Source organism: Geobacter sp. OR-1 (assembly GCF_000813145.1).
Taxonomy (GTDB): domain Bacteria; phylum Desulfobacterota; class Desulfuromonadia; order Geobacterales; family DSM-12255; genus Geoanaerobacter.
Genome location: NZ_BAZF01000001.1, coordinates 281,693 through 298,828, shown reverse-complemented (window position 1 = coordinate 298,828; position 17,136 = coordinate 281,693). Strand labels below are relative to the sequence as shown.

Genomic DNA, 17,136 nt, shown 5'->3' with positions numbered 1-17,136 from the left:
TGCGTAAGTCTTCGGGCTTGTGTGCTCGACGTACAAAAGTACGCCTGCGCACAACCCCTCGACCGCCTTGCCAGAACGAAAAATTTCTCGCTTCCGGTAATACAATCATTGTTTCAGGAGTTAATTTATGCCGCTGATCAAGCGGTTGGCAATAATCGGTGTTGGCCTCATCGGCGGCTCGCTCGCCCGCATCCTCAGGGAACAGGGGGAGGTTGGGGAGGTGGTCGGCATCGGCCGCGGCCGGGCCAACCTGGAGCGCGCCGTTGAACTCGGCGTGATCGACCGCTATTTCCATGACCCCGTTGCCGGGGTCGCTGGCGCGGACATGGTCTTTATCGCCACCCCGGTCTGCACCATTGCGGCGCTCGTCTCGCAGATAGCACCGGCGCTTGCACCGGGCTGCATCGTCACCGACGGCGGCAGCGTCAAGGGTGATATCGTCAGGTCGTGCGAGCCGCTGGTCCCGAGCGGTTGCCATTTCGTGGGGGGGCACCCGATCGCCGGAACCGAGAACTCCGGGGTGGAGGCGTCGTTTTCGACCCTTTACCAGGGGCGCAGGTGCATCATTACCCCGACCGAACGCACCGACCCGGCGGCGCTCGCCAAGGTTGTCCGGATGTGGGAGCTGGCCGGGAGCAATGTGGTGCAGATGGATGTGGCAAAGCATGACCGGGTGGTGGCCGCCATCTCGCATCTGCCGCACATGGTTGCCTACAGCCTGGTCAATGCGGTCGGCGAATATGACGGCTGCGGCGAAAACATTCTCAAGTATTCGGCCGGCGGTTTCCGGGATTTTACCCGGATCGCCTCGTCCGACCCGGTCATGTGGCGCGACATAGCGCTGCAGAACCGCAACAGCATCCTGGAGATGATGGACCTGTTTGCCGGCTATTACGCCCGGTTGCGGGAAATGGTGGCCAATGGGGACGGTGCGGCCATGGAGCGGTTTTTCGTCAGTTCCAAGGAGTACCGTGACGGAATCGTGAACCAGGCGGCATTGCCGAGGGTAAAGGAGGAGTCGTGAAACCGTATACAGTGCAACCGGCCCGAGGGGTCCGGGGAGAGATAGCAGTCCCGGGAGACAAATCGATTTCCCATCGTTCCATCATGCTCGGCTCGCTTGCCGGGGGGACCACCACGGTGCGTGGGATGCTGCGGGGCGAAGACAACATCTCAACCCTGAAGGCGTTCCAGGCAATGGGAATCGAGACCGCTGACAACGGCGAGACCCTGACCATCTGCGGCAAGGGGCTGCGCGGCCTGGCCGAACCATCCGACGTCATCGACTGCGGCAATTCGGGCACGACCATCCGCCTGATCACCGGGCTGCTCGCGGCCCAGAACTTCTTTACCGTGCTCACCGGCGATCAGTACCTCCGTAAAAGACCGATGAAAAGGGTCCTGGAGCCGCTCTCCCTGATGGGGGCCTCGATACACGGCCGGGCCGGTGGGGACAAGGCGCCGCTTGCCATAATCGGGCAGCGGCTGAACGGGATCTCCTATGCCTCCCCGGTTGCCAGCGCCCAGGTCAAATCCGCCCTGATGCTGGCCGGCCTCTATGCCGACGGCGAGACCGTGGTTACGGAACCGACCCTGTCCCGCGACCATTCCGAGCGGATGTTCCGGTACTTCGGGGCCGATGTCGAATCATTCCCCGGCGGCGTTCGGGTCCGGAGCGGCCGGGAGCTGGAAGGGCGCGAAATAACCGTTCCGGGCGACATCTCGTCCGCAGCCTTTTTCATTGTGGCCGCACTGATAGTTCCCGGTTCCGAACTGCTGATAAAAGGTGTCGGCGTCAACCCGACCCGCACCGGCGTACTGGATATCCTGGCCGGGATGGGGGGGAGCATCGAGCTGCTTGACCGGCGCGAGCTGTCCGGCGAACCGGTGGCAGACCTGCTGGTCCGTTCATCGCGGCTGAAAGGGATCGAGATCGGCGGCGCTGTCGTGCCGCGCGCCATCGACGAGTTCCCGGTCATCTCCGTTGCCGCTGCCTGCGCTGAAGGAAGGACCGTGATCCGCGACGCCGGTGAGCTGCGGGTCAAGGAGACGGACCGGATTGCGGCGATGGCCGCCAATCTCCGTCTCAGCGGGGTAACCGTGGAAGAGACGAAGGACGGCATGGTGATCGACGGGGTGGAACGTCTCAACGGGTGCGCTGCCCAGAGCCGGGGCGATCACCGGATCGCCATGTCGATGCTGGTGGCAGGGCTGGCCGCCTCGGGGACGATAACCGTTGACGACACGGAGTGCATCGCCACCTCATTTCCGACTTTTATCCCGCTGCTGGAAAAGGTTGCCTGTTGATGGGGCTGGGCCAAAGGACGGAACGCGCAAACGGTCTGATCGTAGCCATCGACGGCCCGTCCGGCGCCGGAAAGAGCACCATAACACGGCGCCTGGCTGAGCGGTTTTCCTATGTATATATAGATACCGGCGCCATGTACCGGACACTGGCGCTGGCAGTCAGCAGGGCCGGGGTGTCCGGCGACGATGACAACCGGGTCATCGAAATCTGCCGCGGCGCGAAACTCTCGTACAGCGGCGCAAACGGCCTCCCCCGGATAACCCTCGACAACGAGGATGTCGCCGACCTGATCCGCACCCCGGAGATCAGCCTTCTGACCTCGAAGATCGCGAGCAAGAAAGCGGTCCGGGAACTCCTCCTTCACAAGCAGCGGGAGATGGGGAAAGAGGGGGGGGTGATCCTCGAAGGGCGGGATATCGGCACAGTGGTCTTTCCGGACGCAGACGTGAAGTTTTTTCTCTCCGCTTCTGCCGAGGAGCGTGGCCGTCGTCGCTACCTGGAGTTGAAGGCCAAGGGGGTGCCGGTTGACCTGGAAAACACCGTTGCCGAAGTGCTTGCCAGGGATCGCCAGGACGAAAGCCGCGACCATGCCCCGCTCAAACAGGCAGAGGATGCCATGGCGATCGATTCGACGTCACTGTCCATCGACGAGGTTGTGGCGGTCATGGCAGGGGTGATCGAGAAACGGCTTGCCCAGGCGCTGCCGTCAAGCTGCGGAGGAAACGATTGATGGAGATTATTCTGGCCAGACAGGCCGGCTTCTGTTTCGGGGTCAAGCGGGCCACGCAAATGGCTTTCGAGGCTGCCGATAAAGGGGGGCGGACATTCACCCTCGGGCCGATCATCCATTCTCCCCAGGTGGTCCAGAAACTGGAGGATATGGGGGTCAAGGTCCTTAACGACCTTTCCGAGCTGGAAACCGGGACGATCATCATCCGTTCCCATGGGGTCACCTCCGGAGAACTGGAAGAGGCGGTCCGCAAGGAACTGGAAATAGTTGACGCCACCTGTCCCTTTGTCAAAAAGGCGCAGGAGCATGTCCAGAGCCTTTCTTCTGCCGGGTATGACGTCGTTGTGGTCGGCGATGCCGATCATCCCGAGGTCCAGGGGATAGTTTCCTATGCCGAGGGGAAGGTGTACGTCGTCGGTTCCGGGGTCGAGGCGGCCAAGCTCCCCAAGATGAGCAAGATCGGGGTAGTCGCCCAGACCACGCAATCCTTTGAAAATCTGGAAGATGTGGTCAGGGAGTGCCTGAGACGCGCCAGCGAACTCCGGGTGTTTCATACCATCTGCGATGCGACGGCAGTACGCCAGGAAGCGGCCAAGGATCTGGCACGTCAGGTCGATTGCGTCATAGTCATCGGCGGCTTCAACAGCGGCAATACCAAGCGGCTGGCAGAGGTCTGCGCTGAGATCCAGGAGCGCACGCATCATATCGAAATTGCCGAGCAACTGCTCCCCGAATGGTTCGCCGGGGTCGAGCGGGTCGGCGTCACTGCAGGCGCTTCAACACCAAAATGGATCATCGATGAGGTGATTGAACAGATCGAACGGATCGACAGGGACAAAAACGGTTGAATTTTTTTGTTCTGTGCTAGGGTATGGCGGCTAACCGTAGAAAAAGCAATGAAACATCATGAGGGGGTATTGGGTTGATGAGCGAGGAAAAGAGCCTGGACAAGCGGAATGATATGCCGATCAAGCGCTTTGCCGATGTTGAGGATGAGCACGAGCAGGGGGCGCATGGCGGCGAGTTCGCCGAAATGTTCAATGACAGTATAAAGCAGTTGCAGGTGGGCGAGATTGTCAGGGGCGTGGTTGTTCAGGTAAACCAGGATATCGTGCTGGTCGATGTCGGCTACAAGTCGGAGGGTGTCATTCAGGCTAGCGAGTTCCTGAACGAGGAAGGTGAGCTCACGATCAAGGTCGGCGACGAGGTACGGGTCCTGTTCGAGCGCGAGGAGAACGATCGCGGCTATATCGTGCTCTCCAAGCGGAAGGCCGAGAGCCATCTCGCCTGGGACAAGATCAATGAGGCCGGCGGCGAAGGCGGCGTCATCGAAGGTAAGATCACCGGCAAGGTAAAGGGCGGACTGACCGTGGATATCGGCATTCAGGCATTTCTTCCCGCCTCCCAGGTGGATCTGCGCCCCAGCGGCAATCTGGACCGTTATATCGGCCAGACCGGCATGTTCAAGGTCATCAAGATGAACCGGAAGCGGGGGAACGTGGTTCTTTCCCGGCGGGTCATCCTCGAAGAAGAGCGGGAGAAGCTCAAGGAGCAGACCATCGGCAACCTGTCCGAGGGGCAGGTGGTGGAAGGGATCGTCAAGAATATCACCGATTACGGCGCATTCGTAGACCTGGGTGGGCTCGACGGCCTGCTCCATGTCACTGACATGTCCTGGGGGCGCCTCAACCATCCGTCCGAGATCCTGAAGGTCGGCGACAAGCTGCAGGTCAAGGTGCTTAAATACGACAGCGCCAAAGGGAAGATTTCCCTCGGCCTCAAGCAGACCATGCCCGATCCGTGGCAGGATGTTGCCGACCGGTATTTCGTCGGCGCCAAGGTACAGGGCAAGGTAGTGAGCCTTACCGAGTATGGCGCCTTCGTCGGCCTCGAGGAAGGGGTCGAAGGGCTTATCCATGTTTCCGAGATGTCCTGGACCCGTCGTATCCGCCACCCCAATGAAATACTGACCATCGGCGAGACCATCGAGGCGATCGTACTCGGTGTGGACCCGACCAACCGTCGGATATCGCTCGGCTACAAGCAGACCCAGGTAAACCCCTGGACCGTTGTTGGCGACAGATACCCGGTCGGCACCAAGATCGAGGGGCAGATCAAGAATATCACCGATTTCGGCATGTTCATCGGGATCGAAGACGGTATCGACGGCCTGGTTCATGTCTCGGACATGTCCTGGACCAAGCGGATCAAGCATCCGGGCGAGATTTACAGCAAGGGGCAGACGGTCCAGGCCGTGGTGCTCAACATCGATGTCGACGGCGAGCGCCTTTCCCTCGGCATCAAGCAGCTCTCCCCGGATCCCTGGAGCGAGATTCCGAGCCGTTTCCGGCCGGGCACCCGCGTAACCGGCAAAGTCTCGTCGGTAACCGATTTCGGCATCTTCCTGGAGCTTGAGGAAGGGATCGAGGGTCTGGTGCATGTTTCAGAACTATCGCAGGAAAAGCTCGCCACACCGAAAGGTTTTGCGGAGCCCGGCGATCAGCTTGAAGCCGTGGTGCTGAGCGTCGATGTGAGTGACCGGAAGATCAGCCTTTCCATCAAAGCGCTCCAGACTGCAATCGAGAAGGCCGAGCTGGAGGATTACATGGGGTCGCAGAAAGAGGCCACTTCGAACCTTGGCGACCTGCTGCGCGGCATGAAAAACGGAGACAACTGATTACCGGCCGGTCCGGCCTTGATTTTAGATTTTGCATAGAGGTGACAGAATGACCAAGAGTGAACTCGTAGACAAACTGGCTGAAAAAAACGGCTCTCTCACCCGTAAGGAGTCAGAGACGATTGTAAATCTGATCTTCGATTCAATGGGAGATGCCCTGAGATGCGGCGAGAAGGTCGAAATCAGGGGGTTCGGCAGCTTTACCGTCCGTGAGCGCGGCGCCCGCGAGGCCCGCAATCCCAAGAGCGGCGAAATTGTCGATATCCCGGCCAAGAAGGTTCCTTTTTTCAAGACCGGAAAGGAACTCCGTGAAAGGGTGGATGCAGCATAACCGCTGCAGATCAGCCTGCCGCTGACTGCAGTGACAGGCCCGGGTGGCGGAATTGGTAGACGCAAGGGACTTAAAATCCCTCGCCCGTAAGGGCGTACCGGTTCGATTCCGGTCCCGGGCACCATCATGAATAAAGGCTTCACAGGTTTTCTGTGGAGCCTTTTGTTTTTTGAAAATCTTCGGCGTTATAAAGACGGTGTGACAAATTTATCTTCCAGGTGACGTTCGAGAATGGCCAACACTACTGCTTACGACCCCACCTGCAGCTAGTTCGCTGCTTCTGAAGGTGGTGGCAGAGTCAGGCAAGCACGTCACGCTCGAAGGAAAGAGAAGGGCGTGACAACTGCCGGTCTTGCCCGTACTGTCGGCACTGTGAAGTTATAGAAAATTATATCGACTTATATCGCGTTACTGGTATAAGTAGGTATAACTTGCTAGAAGGGAGGTGGCTATGGACAGAATCAGAAATCCTTTTTCACCCGGCGCAGGATCGCCGCCGCCGGAACTGGCCGGTCGGCAGAGTATTCTGGAGCAGGCGGACGTCCTGCTTGGCCGGGTGCTGGCGAAGCGCCCGGAAAAGAGCCTGTTGCTCACCGGGTTGCGCGGTGTCGGCAAGACAGTGCTGCTGAACGAGATTGAGCGGAGAGCGGTGAAGGCAGGCTATCGCACCATTCTGGTGGAGGCCCACGAAGGGAAGTCATTGGCGGTCCTGTTGGCCCCGCATCTTCGGCGGTTGCTATTCGAACTTGATCGGATCGCGGGAGCAGGCAACAAAGTCAAGCGGGGCCTTGCAGTGCTCAAGAGTTTTGTCGGCGCGATCAAGATTTCGGTTGGCGAGTTCGACATCGGTCTTGATATCGAACCGGAATCGGGAGCTGCCGACAGCGGTGATCTTGAGGTCGATCTTCCCAGTCTGTTCGTGACGGTGGCCGAGGCGGCCCAGGAACGCAATGTTGGCGTTGCCATCATGATCGACGAAATCCAGTATTTCAAACCGGTGGAGCTGAGCGCGCTCATCATGGCAATGCACAAGATGCAGCAGGGGCAACTCCCTCTGGTGCTGATCGGTGCTGGCCTGTCGATTCTACCTGGCCTTGCAGGGGAGTCCAAGTCGTACGCCGAACGGCTGTTCAATTTCCCTGAAGTTGGCCCGTTGACCGAGCCGGATGCAATCAGTGCACTTCAAGACCCGGTGCTGGCGGCTGAAGAAGAGTTTGATCCCGCTGCCTTGAAGGAGATATTTCGCTTAACGCAAGGCTATCCGTACTTCCTGCAGGAGTGGGGGTATCAGGCGTGGAACCATGCCGCAGCATCGCCAATCTCGCTGCACGTTGTGCAGGAGGCCAGCGACATTGTATCGAAGCGGCTGGACGAGAATTTCTTTCGGGTGCGATTCGACCGGCTGACTCCGCGCGAAAAGATGTTTCTGCGTGCAATGGCCGAACTAGGAAAAGGACCCTACCGAACGAGCGACATTGCCGAGCAGTTGAAAGTCAAGGTCAGCACCATGGGGCCGTTGCGCGCCGGCCTCATCAAAAAAGGGATGATCTACAGCCCTTCATACGGAGATATGGCTTTCACGGTGCCATTATTCGACGAGTTCATGCGGCGGACTATCCCCAACTTCGAGCAATGATCTCGTCATAGGAGTTTGCAATGCCTGAGCAGCCACGGACTGAACGCTGCACACAAAACCGCGAAGGTTGGTGGCTATAAATTCATAAGTCCTTTACTGGATGTCGAACTCCCTGAAGGATATGGGTTAAGCTATGAGCCGATCCCATTCAAGTAATCGTGGATCGTGCTTTCCCTTTTGCTCTCCCCCAAATTACCCCGTTTTCACCTACCTCCGGTGATTGTTTATCACCCATTTATCTCCTACAGTAAACTCAAATAAAACGATAAATCCTGGGAGGTTATGTCATGAACGAACTAATTCTGGCATTCGTAATCATCGGTTTCACATCGGTTGCTCTCGGGACCTTGTTCTTTGTTGTCGATTTCCTCCGTTGGAAGGCACGGGAACAGGGGAGCGATCTTCTGGTGAAGATTGTCGACCAGGACCACTGTTCGCTGTCTATCTCCAGGGGGATGCTTACGGAACTGCTCGCCTGCGGCAAAATTCTCAAGTATCGCGATGGCCGTCGCTGGGTGAAGGTTGGACATGCATGATGCTATCTGAACTGAACTGGCAATGATCTGGATGGGAGGGTACAGCCATGGTGCAACCGATAGATACTGTTTGGAAATGTTGCGAAACTTGCGAGTACTGGGGGGGAGGGCGGAGTCTTACCAGTTTGGGACTGGTGGCCCAACACGGGACAAAGAGGGCTCCCTGCAACCGGGCGACCAGGCTTGGCGATCAGGCTTGGCGATCAGGCATACCTTTGCGACAGCTATGAGAGATGGAGGGTGCTGGAAGCTCCGGTTCTCATTGATTAGCCGGTCCAACGGGAGGAATTGGTGATAAGCATTATTTGTTTTAGTAAAAGATATCGATATCGTAATGTCGAAAAAGCTTACTGCAAAATATTGTTAAAAATATATAACTATATTTGTTAGTTAATGTAAGTATTTATATAACTACGCGGAATAAAATACTGTTATTAATGTTACCGTTGTTTTCTGCGAGTTCACGTCTCATCTTGATAAAACGATGATAGCACAGGCAGGCGGGGGGGCTAATCTACTTTTTTCTTCTTCCGTGAGACCTTTTCGATGATATAGCCGAGCGACCGGTTGAGGATATGCTCCCGCTGCAGGATCGGGATTACCGGGCGGCGGCGCGATCCCACCAGTTTTATGTCCGCTTTTATCTCGGCATCGTCCCCATGGCTGAGTCCTTCGTGGTATACTTCCAGGGCCTCGTTTTTCTTTCCCTGCATGAGAAAGACCCGGCCGAGATAGAGATAATGCCTGGTGTTGCCCGGCTCGGCATCGATGGCGGCGCGGCAGAGTTCCATGGCGCGGCCGAACTCGACTCGCTCCTTTGCCAGGCAGAACCCCAGGGCGGAGTGCAGCTCCGGGGTCCGGATCTCTTCGTTGGCGCGTTCGAGGCAGACTAGGGCAAGGAGGGAATCGGAGTCCAGTGCAGCGAGCCCCCGGGACAGCAGCTCAACAGCGCTCACCCCGGCGATCTCCTTTTCCAGGGTGGCCAGCCGTTCGTGTGGATCGATGTCGAGCACACTCGCAAATGGATATTTTTCCTGATCTTCCGGAAGTAGCAAGGTATTTCTCCTGTGTGCACAATTCTTCAACCATAGCAGATGATAACGGTATTGCAAGGGGAGCAGTCATATCCGGATGTTGCGGCTTGAGATGGGGAAATAATAATTGATATAAATGGTCAGGTATGTTACCAGATAATTATTATCTGATTTCAATATCTTTTCGCATTGTGCCGGGACAGCCCTGCTGTCGGCGGGTTCCGGGGTGAGGTGATATATGTTTAGCAGGATGAAAGAAGACATAAATTCGGTTTTCGACCGCGACCCGGCGGCCCGGAACTTTCTTGAGGTGCTGTTCTGCTATCCGGGGCTCCATGCGATCTGGATGCACCGGATCGCCCACTGGTTCTGGACGCACGAACTGGTTTTTCCTGGGGCGGCTCACCTCGCAGGTCAGCCGGTTCATCACCGGTATCGAGATCCATCCCGGCGCCAGGATCGGCCGGAAGTTTTTCATCGATCACGGCATGGGGGTAGTGATCGGCGAGACCGCCGAGATCGGCGACAACGTTACCATGTATCACGGCGTCACCCTGGGCGGGGTCACCTGGGACAAGGTCAAGCGCCATCCCACCATCGGCGACAATGTGGTGATCGGTTCCGGCGCCAAGGTGCTCGGGCCGTTCACGGTCGGCAACGACAGCAAGATCGGCTCGAACTCCGTCGTGGTCAAGGAGGTCCCGCCGCACGCCTCCGTGGTCGGCATCCCCGGCCGAGTGGTCATGGCCTCTGAAGAGAAAAAGGTCGGCAAGCCGGATCTCGAACATGGCAAGATGCCGGACCCGGAGGCCAAGGCGATTTCCTGCCTGTTCGACCAGATCCGGGAGCTGGAAAAGAAATACGCCGAGCTGGCCAAAGAGCACGAGGAGCTGAAGAAGGTTGTTAACCGGCAATAAACAACGGTAATTCAAAAAAATCTTCTGTTTTTTCTTTGCGAACTTTGCGTCTTTGCGGTAAGAAATGTTAGGCAGAAATACTGGTAATTTTCGGGAAGCCTTCGGGCTTCCTCTTTATTTTGGAGAGCCGATGTCCGGGCCGGGAAAAATGAAGATCGCAGTGGCGATGAGCGGCGGGGTCGATTCCTCGGTTACTGCCGCCATGCTGCAAAAGGCCGGACACGAGGTCTTCGGCATCACCATGCAGGTGCTGGACGACGAACGGCGGCAGCATATCGACGATGCCGCGGCCGTGGCCGGCCATCTCGGGATTCCGCACCATACCGTCAACCTGGTAGAGCCGTTCCGTAAGGCGGTCAAGGATTATTTCGCAGCCGAGTACCGTAGCGGCCGCACCCCCAACCCGTGCGCCCGGTGTAACCCGCTGATCAAGTTCGGCCTGCTGCTCGACCTCGCCTTGGAGCTGGGGGCCGATTTCCTGGCCACCGGCCATTACGCCCGGGTCGAACACCCGGAGGCCGGAGCCAGCCGGCTGCTCAAGGGGATCGATCCCCGCAAGGACCAGTCTTATTTCCTGTTCGCCCTCGGCTCAGAACAGCTGGCCCGGGTCATGTTCCCGCTCGGCGGGCTCACCAAGGACCGGGTAAGAACAATGGCCGCCGAGTTCGGACTGCCGGTCAAGGACAAGGGAGAAAGCCAGGAGATCTGTTTCATCCCGGACGACGACTATGTCCGGTTCCTGGAAGCAGAGTGCGGCCTCTCAGCGCGGGAAGGGGCGGTTATAGACGGTAGCGGCAGGGTCTTGGGAAGGCATCATGGCATCCACCGTTACACCGTCGGCCAACGCCGCGGGCTCGGCATCGCATATTCAGAGCCGCTCTACGTCCTTGGGGTCGATGCCGCCCGGAACGAAGTAATCGCCGGGATCGAGGGGGATCTATACTGCAACGGCCTGCTGGCATCCGGCTTCAACTGGCTCTGCACCCCGGCGCTCCCCCTGCAGGCGGCCTGCAAGATCCGGTACCGCCACCAGCCTGCCGCCTGCGCGGTGACGGACGCCGGGAACGGGATGATCGCTGTCAGCTTCAGTCAGCCGCAGAAATCGGTCACCCCGGGCCAGGCAGTGGTCCTGTACGACAACGATCTGGTGCTCGGCGGCGGCTGGATTGAAAAAGGGGTGAAGGGTGAACTTTGAATAGTGAACAGAAACGGGTCGCCGTAACCACCCTTGGCTGCAAGACCAACCAGTTCGAGTCGGCGGCCATGATCGAAAGCCTTGAGCAGAGCGGCTTCGCTGTTGTGCCGTTCGAGGAGCCGGCGGAGTTCTACGTCATCAATACCTGCACGGTCACGGCCAGGACCGATGCCGAGTCGCGCAAGCTGGTGCGCCGGGCCAAACGGCGCAACCCGGCGGCGCGGATCATCGTTACCGGCTGCTATGCCCAGGTGGCGCCGGAACAGCTCTCGGCCATGGCCGAGGTCGAGCTGGTGATCGGCAACGAAGAGAAGCGGCGTCTGCCCGAGCTGCTGACAGCCGCCGGGACTCCGCAGCGGGTGCTCGTATCCGATATCGGCGGCCTTTCCGAAACCGCCGGCTTGCAGCTTTCGAGCTTCAGCGAGCATACCCGCGCCTTTTTGCAGATCCAGAACGGCTGCGACAGTTTCTGCTCCTACTGCATCGTGCCGTATGCGCGGGGCCGGAGCCGGAGCGTGGCAGCGGAAGAGGTGCTCGACGGCGTGGCCCGCCTTGCTGCCGAAGGGTTCCGCGAGATCGTCCTGACCGGGATTCACCTGGGGTGCTACGGCCGGGATCTTTCGCCGCCGAACTCCCTGCTCCGGCTGCTGCAAAAGATCGAAAAGCAGCGGGCGGTCGAGCGTCTCCGGCTCGGCTCCCTGGAGCCGCAGGATATTACGCCGGAACTGCTCGACTTCATCGCCGCCTCCGGACTGATCGCCCCCCATCTCCATCTCCCGCTGCAGAGCGGTTCCGACGCGGTGCTCTCCCGGATGAACCGGCGCTACGGAGGAAGCGGCTTCCGGGATCTCTGTCTCAGGGCAGTGGCCAGGGTTCCGGACCTCTGCCTCGGTTTCGACGTCATTGCCGGGTTCCCGGGTGAAACCGTGGCGGATTTTTCCGCAACGGTGCAACTCATCGAAGATCTGCCGGTCGCATACCTGCATGTGTTCCCGTTTTCGTCCCGTCCCGGCACTGCGGCGGCCGCAATGCCGGGTCATCTGCAGAGCAGCGTGGTCACCGCCAGGGCCGAGCAGTTGCGGAACCTCGGGGAACGGAAGAAGCTCCAGTATCAGAGCCGTTTTGCCGGCCGGACCCTGGAGGCGCTGGTGCTGCAGCGGTCCGGTGACCGGCTCTGGCACGGCCTGACGCCGAATTACCTGAGCGTCTGTTTCGAGTCCGATGAAGATCTGGGGAACCGGATCGTCCCGGTCCGGGTGACCTGGGTCCGGAACGGCGCAATAATGGCAGAACTGTTGCAATAGCCCTGCAGGGGGAAAAACCGATATGCCCGACAGATTTGCAGCCACACCTTTGCCGGTCGCCCTGTTTCTCGACGACGACCGCGATTTCCTGAACGAGATCCGCTTCGTCGCTGAAAGCAGCGGCCTCTGCAAGGCGGTTACCCTGGACGACAGCAGCCGGCTCCTGGCCGAGCTGGAGAAGAATAATTACGCGGTCCTGTTCATGGACTGGGTAATGCCGGTGGTGACCGGTTCGGACCTGCTGCCGGTGGTCAACAAGACCTGTCCGTCCCTGCCGGTGGTCGTGATGACCGGAATCAGCGATGTCGGCAATGCGGTCAGCTGCATCAAGCTCGGGGCCATCGATTATCTCACCAAGCCGGTCGATTCCAACCGCCTCATCACCTGCCTGACCAATGCACTCAAGATATCGGAACTCGCCAGCCAGAACCGCCAGCTCAAGGAATACCTGCTCGGCACCCCTCTGGAGAAGCCGGACAACTTCAAGCAGATCATCACCAGCAGTGAAAAGATGCGGTCGATCTTCAAGCTGATCGAGACCATCTCCCCCTCCCGGTATCCGGTGTTCATCACCGGCGAAACCGGGGTCGGCAAGGAGCTGATCGCATCAGCGGTGCACAAGGCGAGCGGGCTGAAGGGGAAGTTCGTGCCGATCAATGTCGCCGGACTCGACCCGCTGATGTTTGACGATACCCTGTTCGGGCACAAGAAAGGGGCGTTCACCGGCGCGGCCGAGCAGCGCGACGGTCTGATCGCCCAGGCCCAGGGCGGGACCCTGTTCCTGGACGAGATCGGCGATCTCAGCCACGACTCCCAGGTCAAGCTGCTCAGGCTGCTGCAGGAGAACGAGTATTACCGGCTCGGGTCGGATTACGTCATGAAGAGCGACGCCCGGATCGTCACCGCCTCCAACCGTGATTTCAAAAAGCTGATCAGCGAGCGGAAGTTCCGGGAAGACCTGTTTCACCGGCTCTGTTACCACCAGCTGCATATTCCCCCGCTACGGGAGCGGAAGGAGGATATCCTGCCCCTGGTGAACCATTATGCCAGGCAGGCGGCAAAGAGCGTGGGGAGGCCGGCGCCGCGGCTTTCTACCGAGTTGCAGTACCTGCTCGGCAATTACGACTTCCCGGGCAATGTCAGGGAGCTGGTCAACCGGGTCAGCAACGCGGTCGTGGTCAGCCGGAGCGGGCTGCTGACCCAGCACGATTTTCCGGGGTTGTCACTGAAGCAGGAGGTGGTGGGGGACACGGACGGGTCGGCCGGGAAAGGGCCGTTCAGCATGCATCTGGTGTTTCCCGAATTCCCCACCCTGGAGCAGATCGAGCATATCATGATCCAGGAGGCGATGAAGCGGAGCGAAGGCAGGAAGGGGATGGCTGCGGATATCCTCGGGATCGGCCGCCATACCCTGCGCCGGAAACTCGAAGAAGGGTAAGGCGGGGGGCCTGCTAGTGGGCTGCGGGGAGCCTGACCGTAAACGATGTCCCCCGGTCCCGGCCCGAATCGAACGTGAGCGAGCCGTTGTGCTCGCTGACGATATAGTTGGAGATGTACAGGCCGAGGCCGCTCCCACCCTTTTCAAAGCGGGTCGAGAAGAACGGCTCCATGAGCCTCCCCCTGACCTCGTCGGCAATCCCGGCCCCGTTGTCCCTCACCGTAACCGTAATATCCCCGGTTGTATCGTCCCTGCCGGTAATCACGGCGATTGTCCCCCGCCGTCCCTCGGGAATGGCCTGTACCGCGTTCAGCAGCAGGTTGGTGACCACCTGGCCGAGCTGGTAACGGTTCCCGGTCACCGGCGGTATCCCCTCATTGAGCTGCCGGTCGATGGCGATATCCTCCATCTGCCGGTGAGCGGCTATGATCGCCAGCGCGTCATTGACCACGCCGTTGATGCTGATATTTTCGGTCAGCTGGCTCTGCTCGCCGATACTGTACTGCCTCAGGTTCTTCAGGACCTGGTCGATCCTGCCGGTGCAGCGTTCGATCAGCTCCAGCGAATTGGTGACCTCGATCCTGGCCACGGTGTAATTGACCCCGCCCAGGAGAAAATCCCCCTCGTCCCGTTTCATCCGGTCCAGAATCCGGGCCGCGCCGTCCCAGATCCGGGCGAACTTCTGCCCTGCCAGCCTGATGGCGCCGTTGGGGGTATTGATCTCATGCGCCGCGCCCGATACCAGCAGCCCCAGCGAGGTCATCCGGTTGGTCTGGATCAGCTTGGCCATGATCTTGCGCCGCTCGTCCCGCACCTCGTTTTTCATGGCGTCGATCAGTTCGTTGTTGAGCCGGGCGTTTTCGGCCTCGCGTAACTGCAACGCCTCGGCCAGCTGGTTGATAGCCGTGGCGGCTTCCGCCAGCTCGTCCTGGCCGCAGGTGGCGATCCTGGCGCTGTAATCGCCGCTATGCATCGTCCTGAGGCCGTTCACCAGCGGCTCGATCGACTGGGTCGCCCACCTGACAATCTGGTAGCCGATGACCATGAACAGCAGCCAGAAAACGATCCCGGTGATGATGGAGGTCAGCAGCAGGGAGTAGATCTGCCGGTTCAGCTCATCGTCGTTCATCTCCAGCTGCACCGTGCCGATCTTACCCCTGGAGGCGGCCCCGCCGCTCATCAGCTGGTCCACGGACGGCCCGAAATCGCCGGCAACGACCCCGGCTTCGATCTTCAGGTGCTTGGCGTCCGGGGCACCGGGCGACAGCGACACGTCCGAAATCACCAGCCCCTTTTCATCCAGCACGATTACCCGGTGCACCCCGTGCTGCCGGGCGGTTTCGCCGGCATACCGGGCAACCGCCTCCCGGTCGCCGGCAAAGAGCGGCAGGCGGATCGAGCTGGAGAGCTGGCCGGCAAGGAGGTTGGCCTTTTCCACGGAATTGGCCTTGTATATCGGCATGTCGTGCAAAATCCAGAGGGCGGTGAAGACAGTGGACATGAGCAGGGCAAAGGCCGAGAAGGCGGCGAACAGCCGGAACCGAAGGCTTGCGGGTACCCTGATTTTGTGAACTCCTGAAAGCATCTATTTCCCCTGATTTTGATGGCCCGAAACGACCCGACGGGCGTTTATCCTTTGATTTCGTGTAATTGAAAGGATAGCATATTATATGCCGAATAGGGGAGAGTGAAAACTTTTGTAAGCTTCAGCAGGGTGATGATGGGTTGATCAGTTGTTCCAGGCATGCGTCGTAATAATCGCGGCGGCAGGCTGCTTGCTTCATGGCGCCGGTCTGCTGGTAGGTAATCAGGCGGCAGCCGCCGAAGCAGAGCGGCAGGTAGGGGCAGTCCAGGCATTCGTCGTTCTGCCAGAGCTTGAGGTTGTGCGATTCGCCGTACTCCCTGATCCCGGTTGCCAGCGTGCCGATGCTCAGTTCCGGCCACCCCATGAAGCCGGGGCATTTGTAGATGCTGCCGTCCCAGTTCACCACCATGTCGTTGCCGAACTCCACCATGCATGCCCCCATGGCCGGCTTCTCCACCTTGAACCCGCGCTTCTTCGTCTCTTGCCGCAGCATCACGGCCGCTTCGGCCAGCCACGGCTCTGCGCACGACACGCAGCACCCGGCCGCGTCTCGAACCGCACTGTTGCCGGATTTGGGGAGGATCGGCGCAAAGATGACCGGGTCGAGCCGCTGCGGGTCGATCCCAGCGGCCAGCATGCTATCGAGCAGCCGCGGGAACTCGCGATAATTGTCGCGGGTGAAGTTGCCGCCCGGCTTCAGGGTGACCATCCGGTGGACCGCAACGAGATTGGCCAGGATGGTGTCGAAGCTCCCCTTGCCGGATACGAAGGGGCGTTGCGGGTCGTGGATCTCCTTCGGCCCGTCGAGCGTCACCTGGGCGGCAGTCAGCCCCAGCGGCAGCAGTTCTGCCACCACTTGCGGGGTGAGGAGGGTGGCGTTGGTCACCATGGTGCAGCGGAATTCGGTCCCCTGTTGGTTGGCCGCCTCCTGCAGTTCGGCCGCGATCCGCTTCAGCATGGCAAGCGCCATCAACGGCTCGCCGCCGTAGAAGCGGATCTGCACATTCCGTCCCTTGGCTATCTGCTCCCTTTGGATGTATCCTGTCAGCAGCCCGGCAGTCTCGTCGGTCATGGCCTGGTTATGGCGGAAACCCTCTTCAAAGCAGTAGGGACAGGCGAGGTTGCACGCCATGGTCAGAGCCACAGTTGCCGAGAAGCTGGTGCTCCGCTCGTTGCTCCTGGCCACGATACCGGCCATGGCGGCCCGCTCCGCTGCCGGGTCGTCCACCAGCATCTCCAGCCGGGTCAGCGTCTCCCTGTCGGCCGCAGGCAGTTCGCCGTCACCGGCGGCCAAGGCCAGTTTGGCCGCGGAGAGCCGGATGAGCGACCCCTTTTTCGTGGAGTAGAGGAGGTAATGGCCCGGCCGGTCGCGGTCGTGGTAGATTTTCAGGTAGCGGGACAGCGGCATGACGGCTCCATGAAATGCAAAAGGGGGCGGCAGCCCC

14 protein-coding genes, 1 tRNA gene and 1 pseudogene are annotated in these 17,136 nt (G+C 59.6%); 13 read left to right on the top strand and 3 right to left on the bottom strand.

Annotation, left to right across the window (positions count from 1 at the left end; genetic code table 11):
• Nucleotides 1-127 precede the first annotated feature (127 nt).
• The 9 genes from OR1_RS01250 (at nt 128) to OR1_RS01210 (ending at nt 8,218) form a co-directional block, all read left to right on the top strand.
• A complete protein-coding gene (locus OR1_RS01250; RefSeq protein WP_041969440.1) occupies nt 128-1,024 on the top strand; it encodes a prephenate dehydrogenase/arogenate dehydrogenase family protein in 897 nt (298 codons plus the stop codon).
• A complete protein-coding gene (gene aroA, locus OR1_RS01245; protein WP_041969439.1) occupies nt 1,021-2,307 on the top strand; it encodes a 3-phosphoshikimate 1-carboxyvinyltransferase in 1,287 nt (428 codons plus the stop codon). Before OR1_RS01250 ends, aroA begins: the two co-directional genes overlap by 4 nt.
• Nucleotides 2,307-3,038, top strand: coding sequence for a (d)CMP kinase (gene cmk / locus OR1_RS01240; RefSeq protein WP_041969438.1), 732 nt, complete (start codon nt 2,307-2,309; stop codon nt 3,036-3,038). The genes aroA and cmk overlap by 1 nt, the downstream gene beginning before the upstream one ends.
• Nucleotides 3,038-3,886, top strand: coding sequence for a 4-hydroxy-3-methylbut-2-enyl diphosphate reductase (ispH, locus tag OR1_RS01235; RefSeq protein ID WP_041969437.1), 849 nt, complete (start codon nt 3,038-3,040; stop codon nt 3,884-3,886). The genes cmk and ispH overlap by 1 nt, the downstream gene beginning before the upstream one ends.
• 77 nt (nt 3,887-3,963) lie before the next feature.
• Nucleotides 3,964-5,715, top strand: a complete 1,752-nt coding sequence (locus tag OR1_RS01230; RefSeq protein WP_041969436.1) for a 30S ribosomal protein S1 — start codon at nt 3,964-3,966, stop codon at nt 5,713-5,715.
• Nucleotides 5,716-5,764: 49 nt separating this feature from the next.
• Nucleotides 5,765-6,046: an integration host factor subunit beta gene (locus tag OR1_RS01225; protein WP_041969435.1), complete on the top strand. Its 282-nt coding sequence runs from the start codon at nt 5,765-5,767 to the stop codon at nt 6,044-6,046.
• Between the two features lie 37 nt (nt 6,047-6,083).
• Nucleotides 6,084-6,170: transfer RNA gene (locus OR1_RS01220), tRNA-Leu, on the top strand.
• A gap of 327 nt (nt 6,171-6,497) precedes the next feature.
• Nucleotides 6,498-7,682 (top strand): AAA family ATPase, encoded by a 1,185-nt coding sequence (locus tag OR1_RS01215; protein WP_041969434.1) that lies wholly within the window; start codon nt 6,498-6,500, stop codon nt 7,680-7,682.
• 287 nt (nt 7,683-7,969) lie between these two features.
• The gene (locus OR1_RS01210) at nt 7,970-8,218 is read left to right on the top strand and encodes a hypothetical protein (RefSeq protein ID WP_041969433.1); all 249 of its coding nucleotides are present in this window, start codon (nt 7,970-7,972) and stop codon (nt 8,216-8,218) included.
• 509 nt (nt 8,219-8,727) lie between these two features.
• Here the strand turns inward: OR1_RS01210 and OR1_RS01205 are convergent.
• Nucleotides 8,728-9,273 (bottom strand): hypothetical protein, encoded by a 546-nt coding sequence (locus tag OR1_RS01205; RefSeq protein ID WP_052440183.1) that lies wholly within the window; start codon nt 9,271-9,273, stop codon nt 8,728-8,730.
• Nucleotides 9,274-9,490: 217 nt separating this feature from the next.
• Between OR1_RS01205 and cysE the strand changes: the two are divergent.
• The 4 genes and pseudogenes from cysE to OR1_RS01185 all read left to right on the top strand — a co-directional run bounded on the left by cysE (nt 9,491) and on the right by OR1_RS01185 (nt 14,106).
• Nucleotides 9,491-10,169 (top strand): annotated as a pseudogene (cysE, locus tag OR1_RS01200) (serine O-acetyltransferase).
• Nucleotides 10,170-10,299: 130 nt separating this feature from the next.
• Nucleotides 10,300-11,364 (top strand): tRNA 2-thiouridine(34) synthase MnmA, encoded by a 1,065-nt coding sequence (gene mnmA, locus OR1_RS01195; protein ID WP_041969432.1) that lies wholly within the window; start codon nt 10,300-10,302, stop codon nt 11,362-11,364.
• Nucleotides 11,361-12,668: a tRNA (N(6)-L-threonylcarbamoyladenosine(37)-C(2))-methylthiotransferase MtaB gene (gene mtaB, locus OR1_RS01190; RefSeq protein WP_041969431.1), complete on the top strand. Its 1,308-nt coding sequence runs from the start codon at nt 11,361-11,363 to the stop codon at nt 12,666-12,668. The genes mnmA and mtaB overlap by 4 nt, the downstream gene beginning before the upstream one ends.
• Before the next feature lie 22 nt (nt 12,669-12,690).
• Nucleotides 12,691-14,106, top strand: a complete 1,416-nt coding sequence (locus OR1_RS01185; RefSeq protein WP_041969430.1) for a sigma-54 dependent transcriptional regulator — start codon at nt 12,691-12,693, stop codon at nt 14,104-14,106.
• A 13-nt stretch (nt 14,107-14,119) separates the two neighbouring features.
• Here OR1_RS01185 and OR1_RS01180 read toward each other — a convergent pair whose 3' ends face one another.
• Entirely contained in the window at nt 14,120-15,691 is a 1,572-nt protein-coding gene (locus tag OR1_RS01180) for an ATP-binding protein (RefSeq protein ID WP_041969429.1), read from the bottom strand.
• Nucleotides 15,692-15,812: 121 nt separating this feature from the next.
• Nucleotides 15,813-17,099: a geopeptide radical SAM maturase gene (gptM, locus tag OR1_RS01175; RefSeq protein WP_041969428.1), complete on the bottom strand. Its 1,287-nt coding sequence runs from the start codon at nt 17,097-17,099 to the stop codon at nt 15,813-15,815.
• Nucleotides 17,100-17,136: the final 37 nt, after the last annotated feature.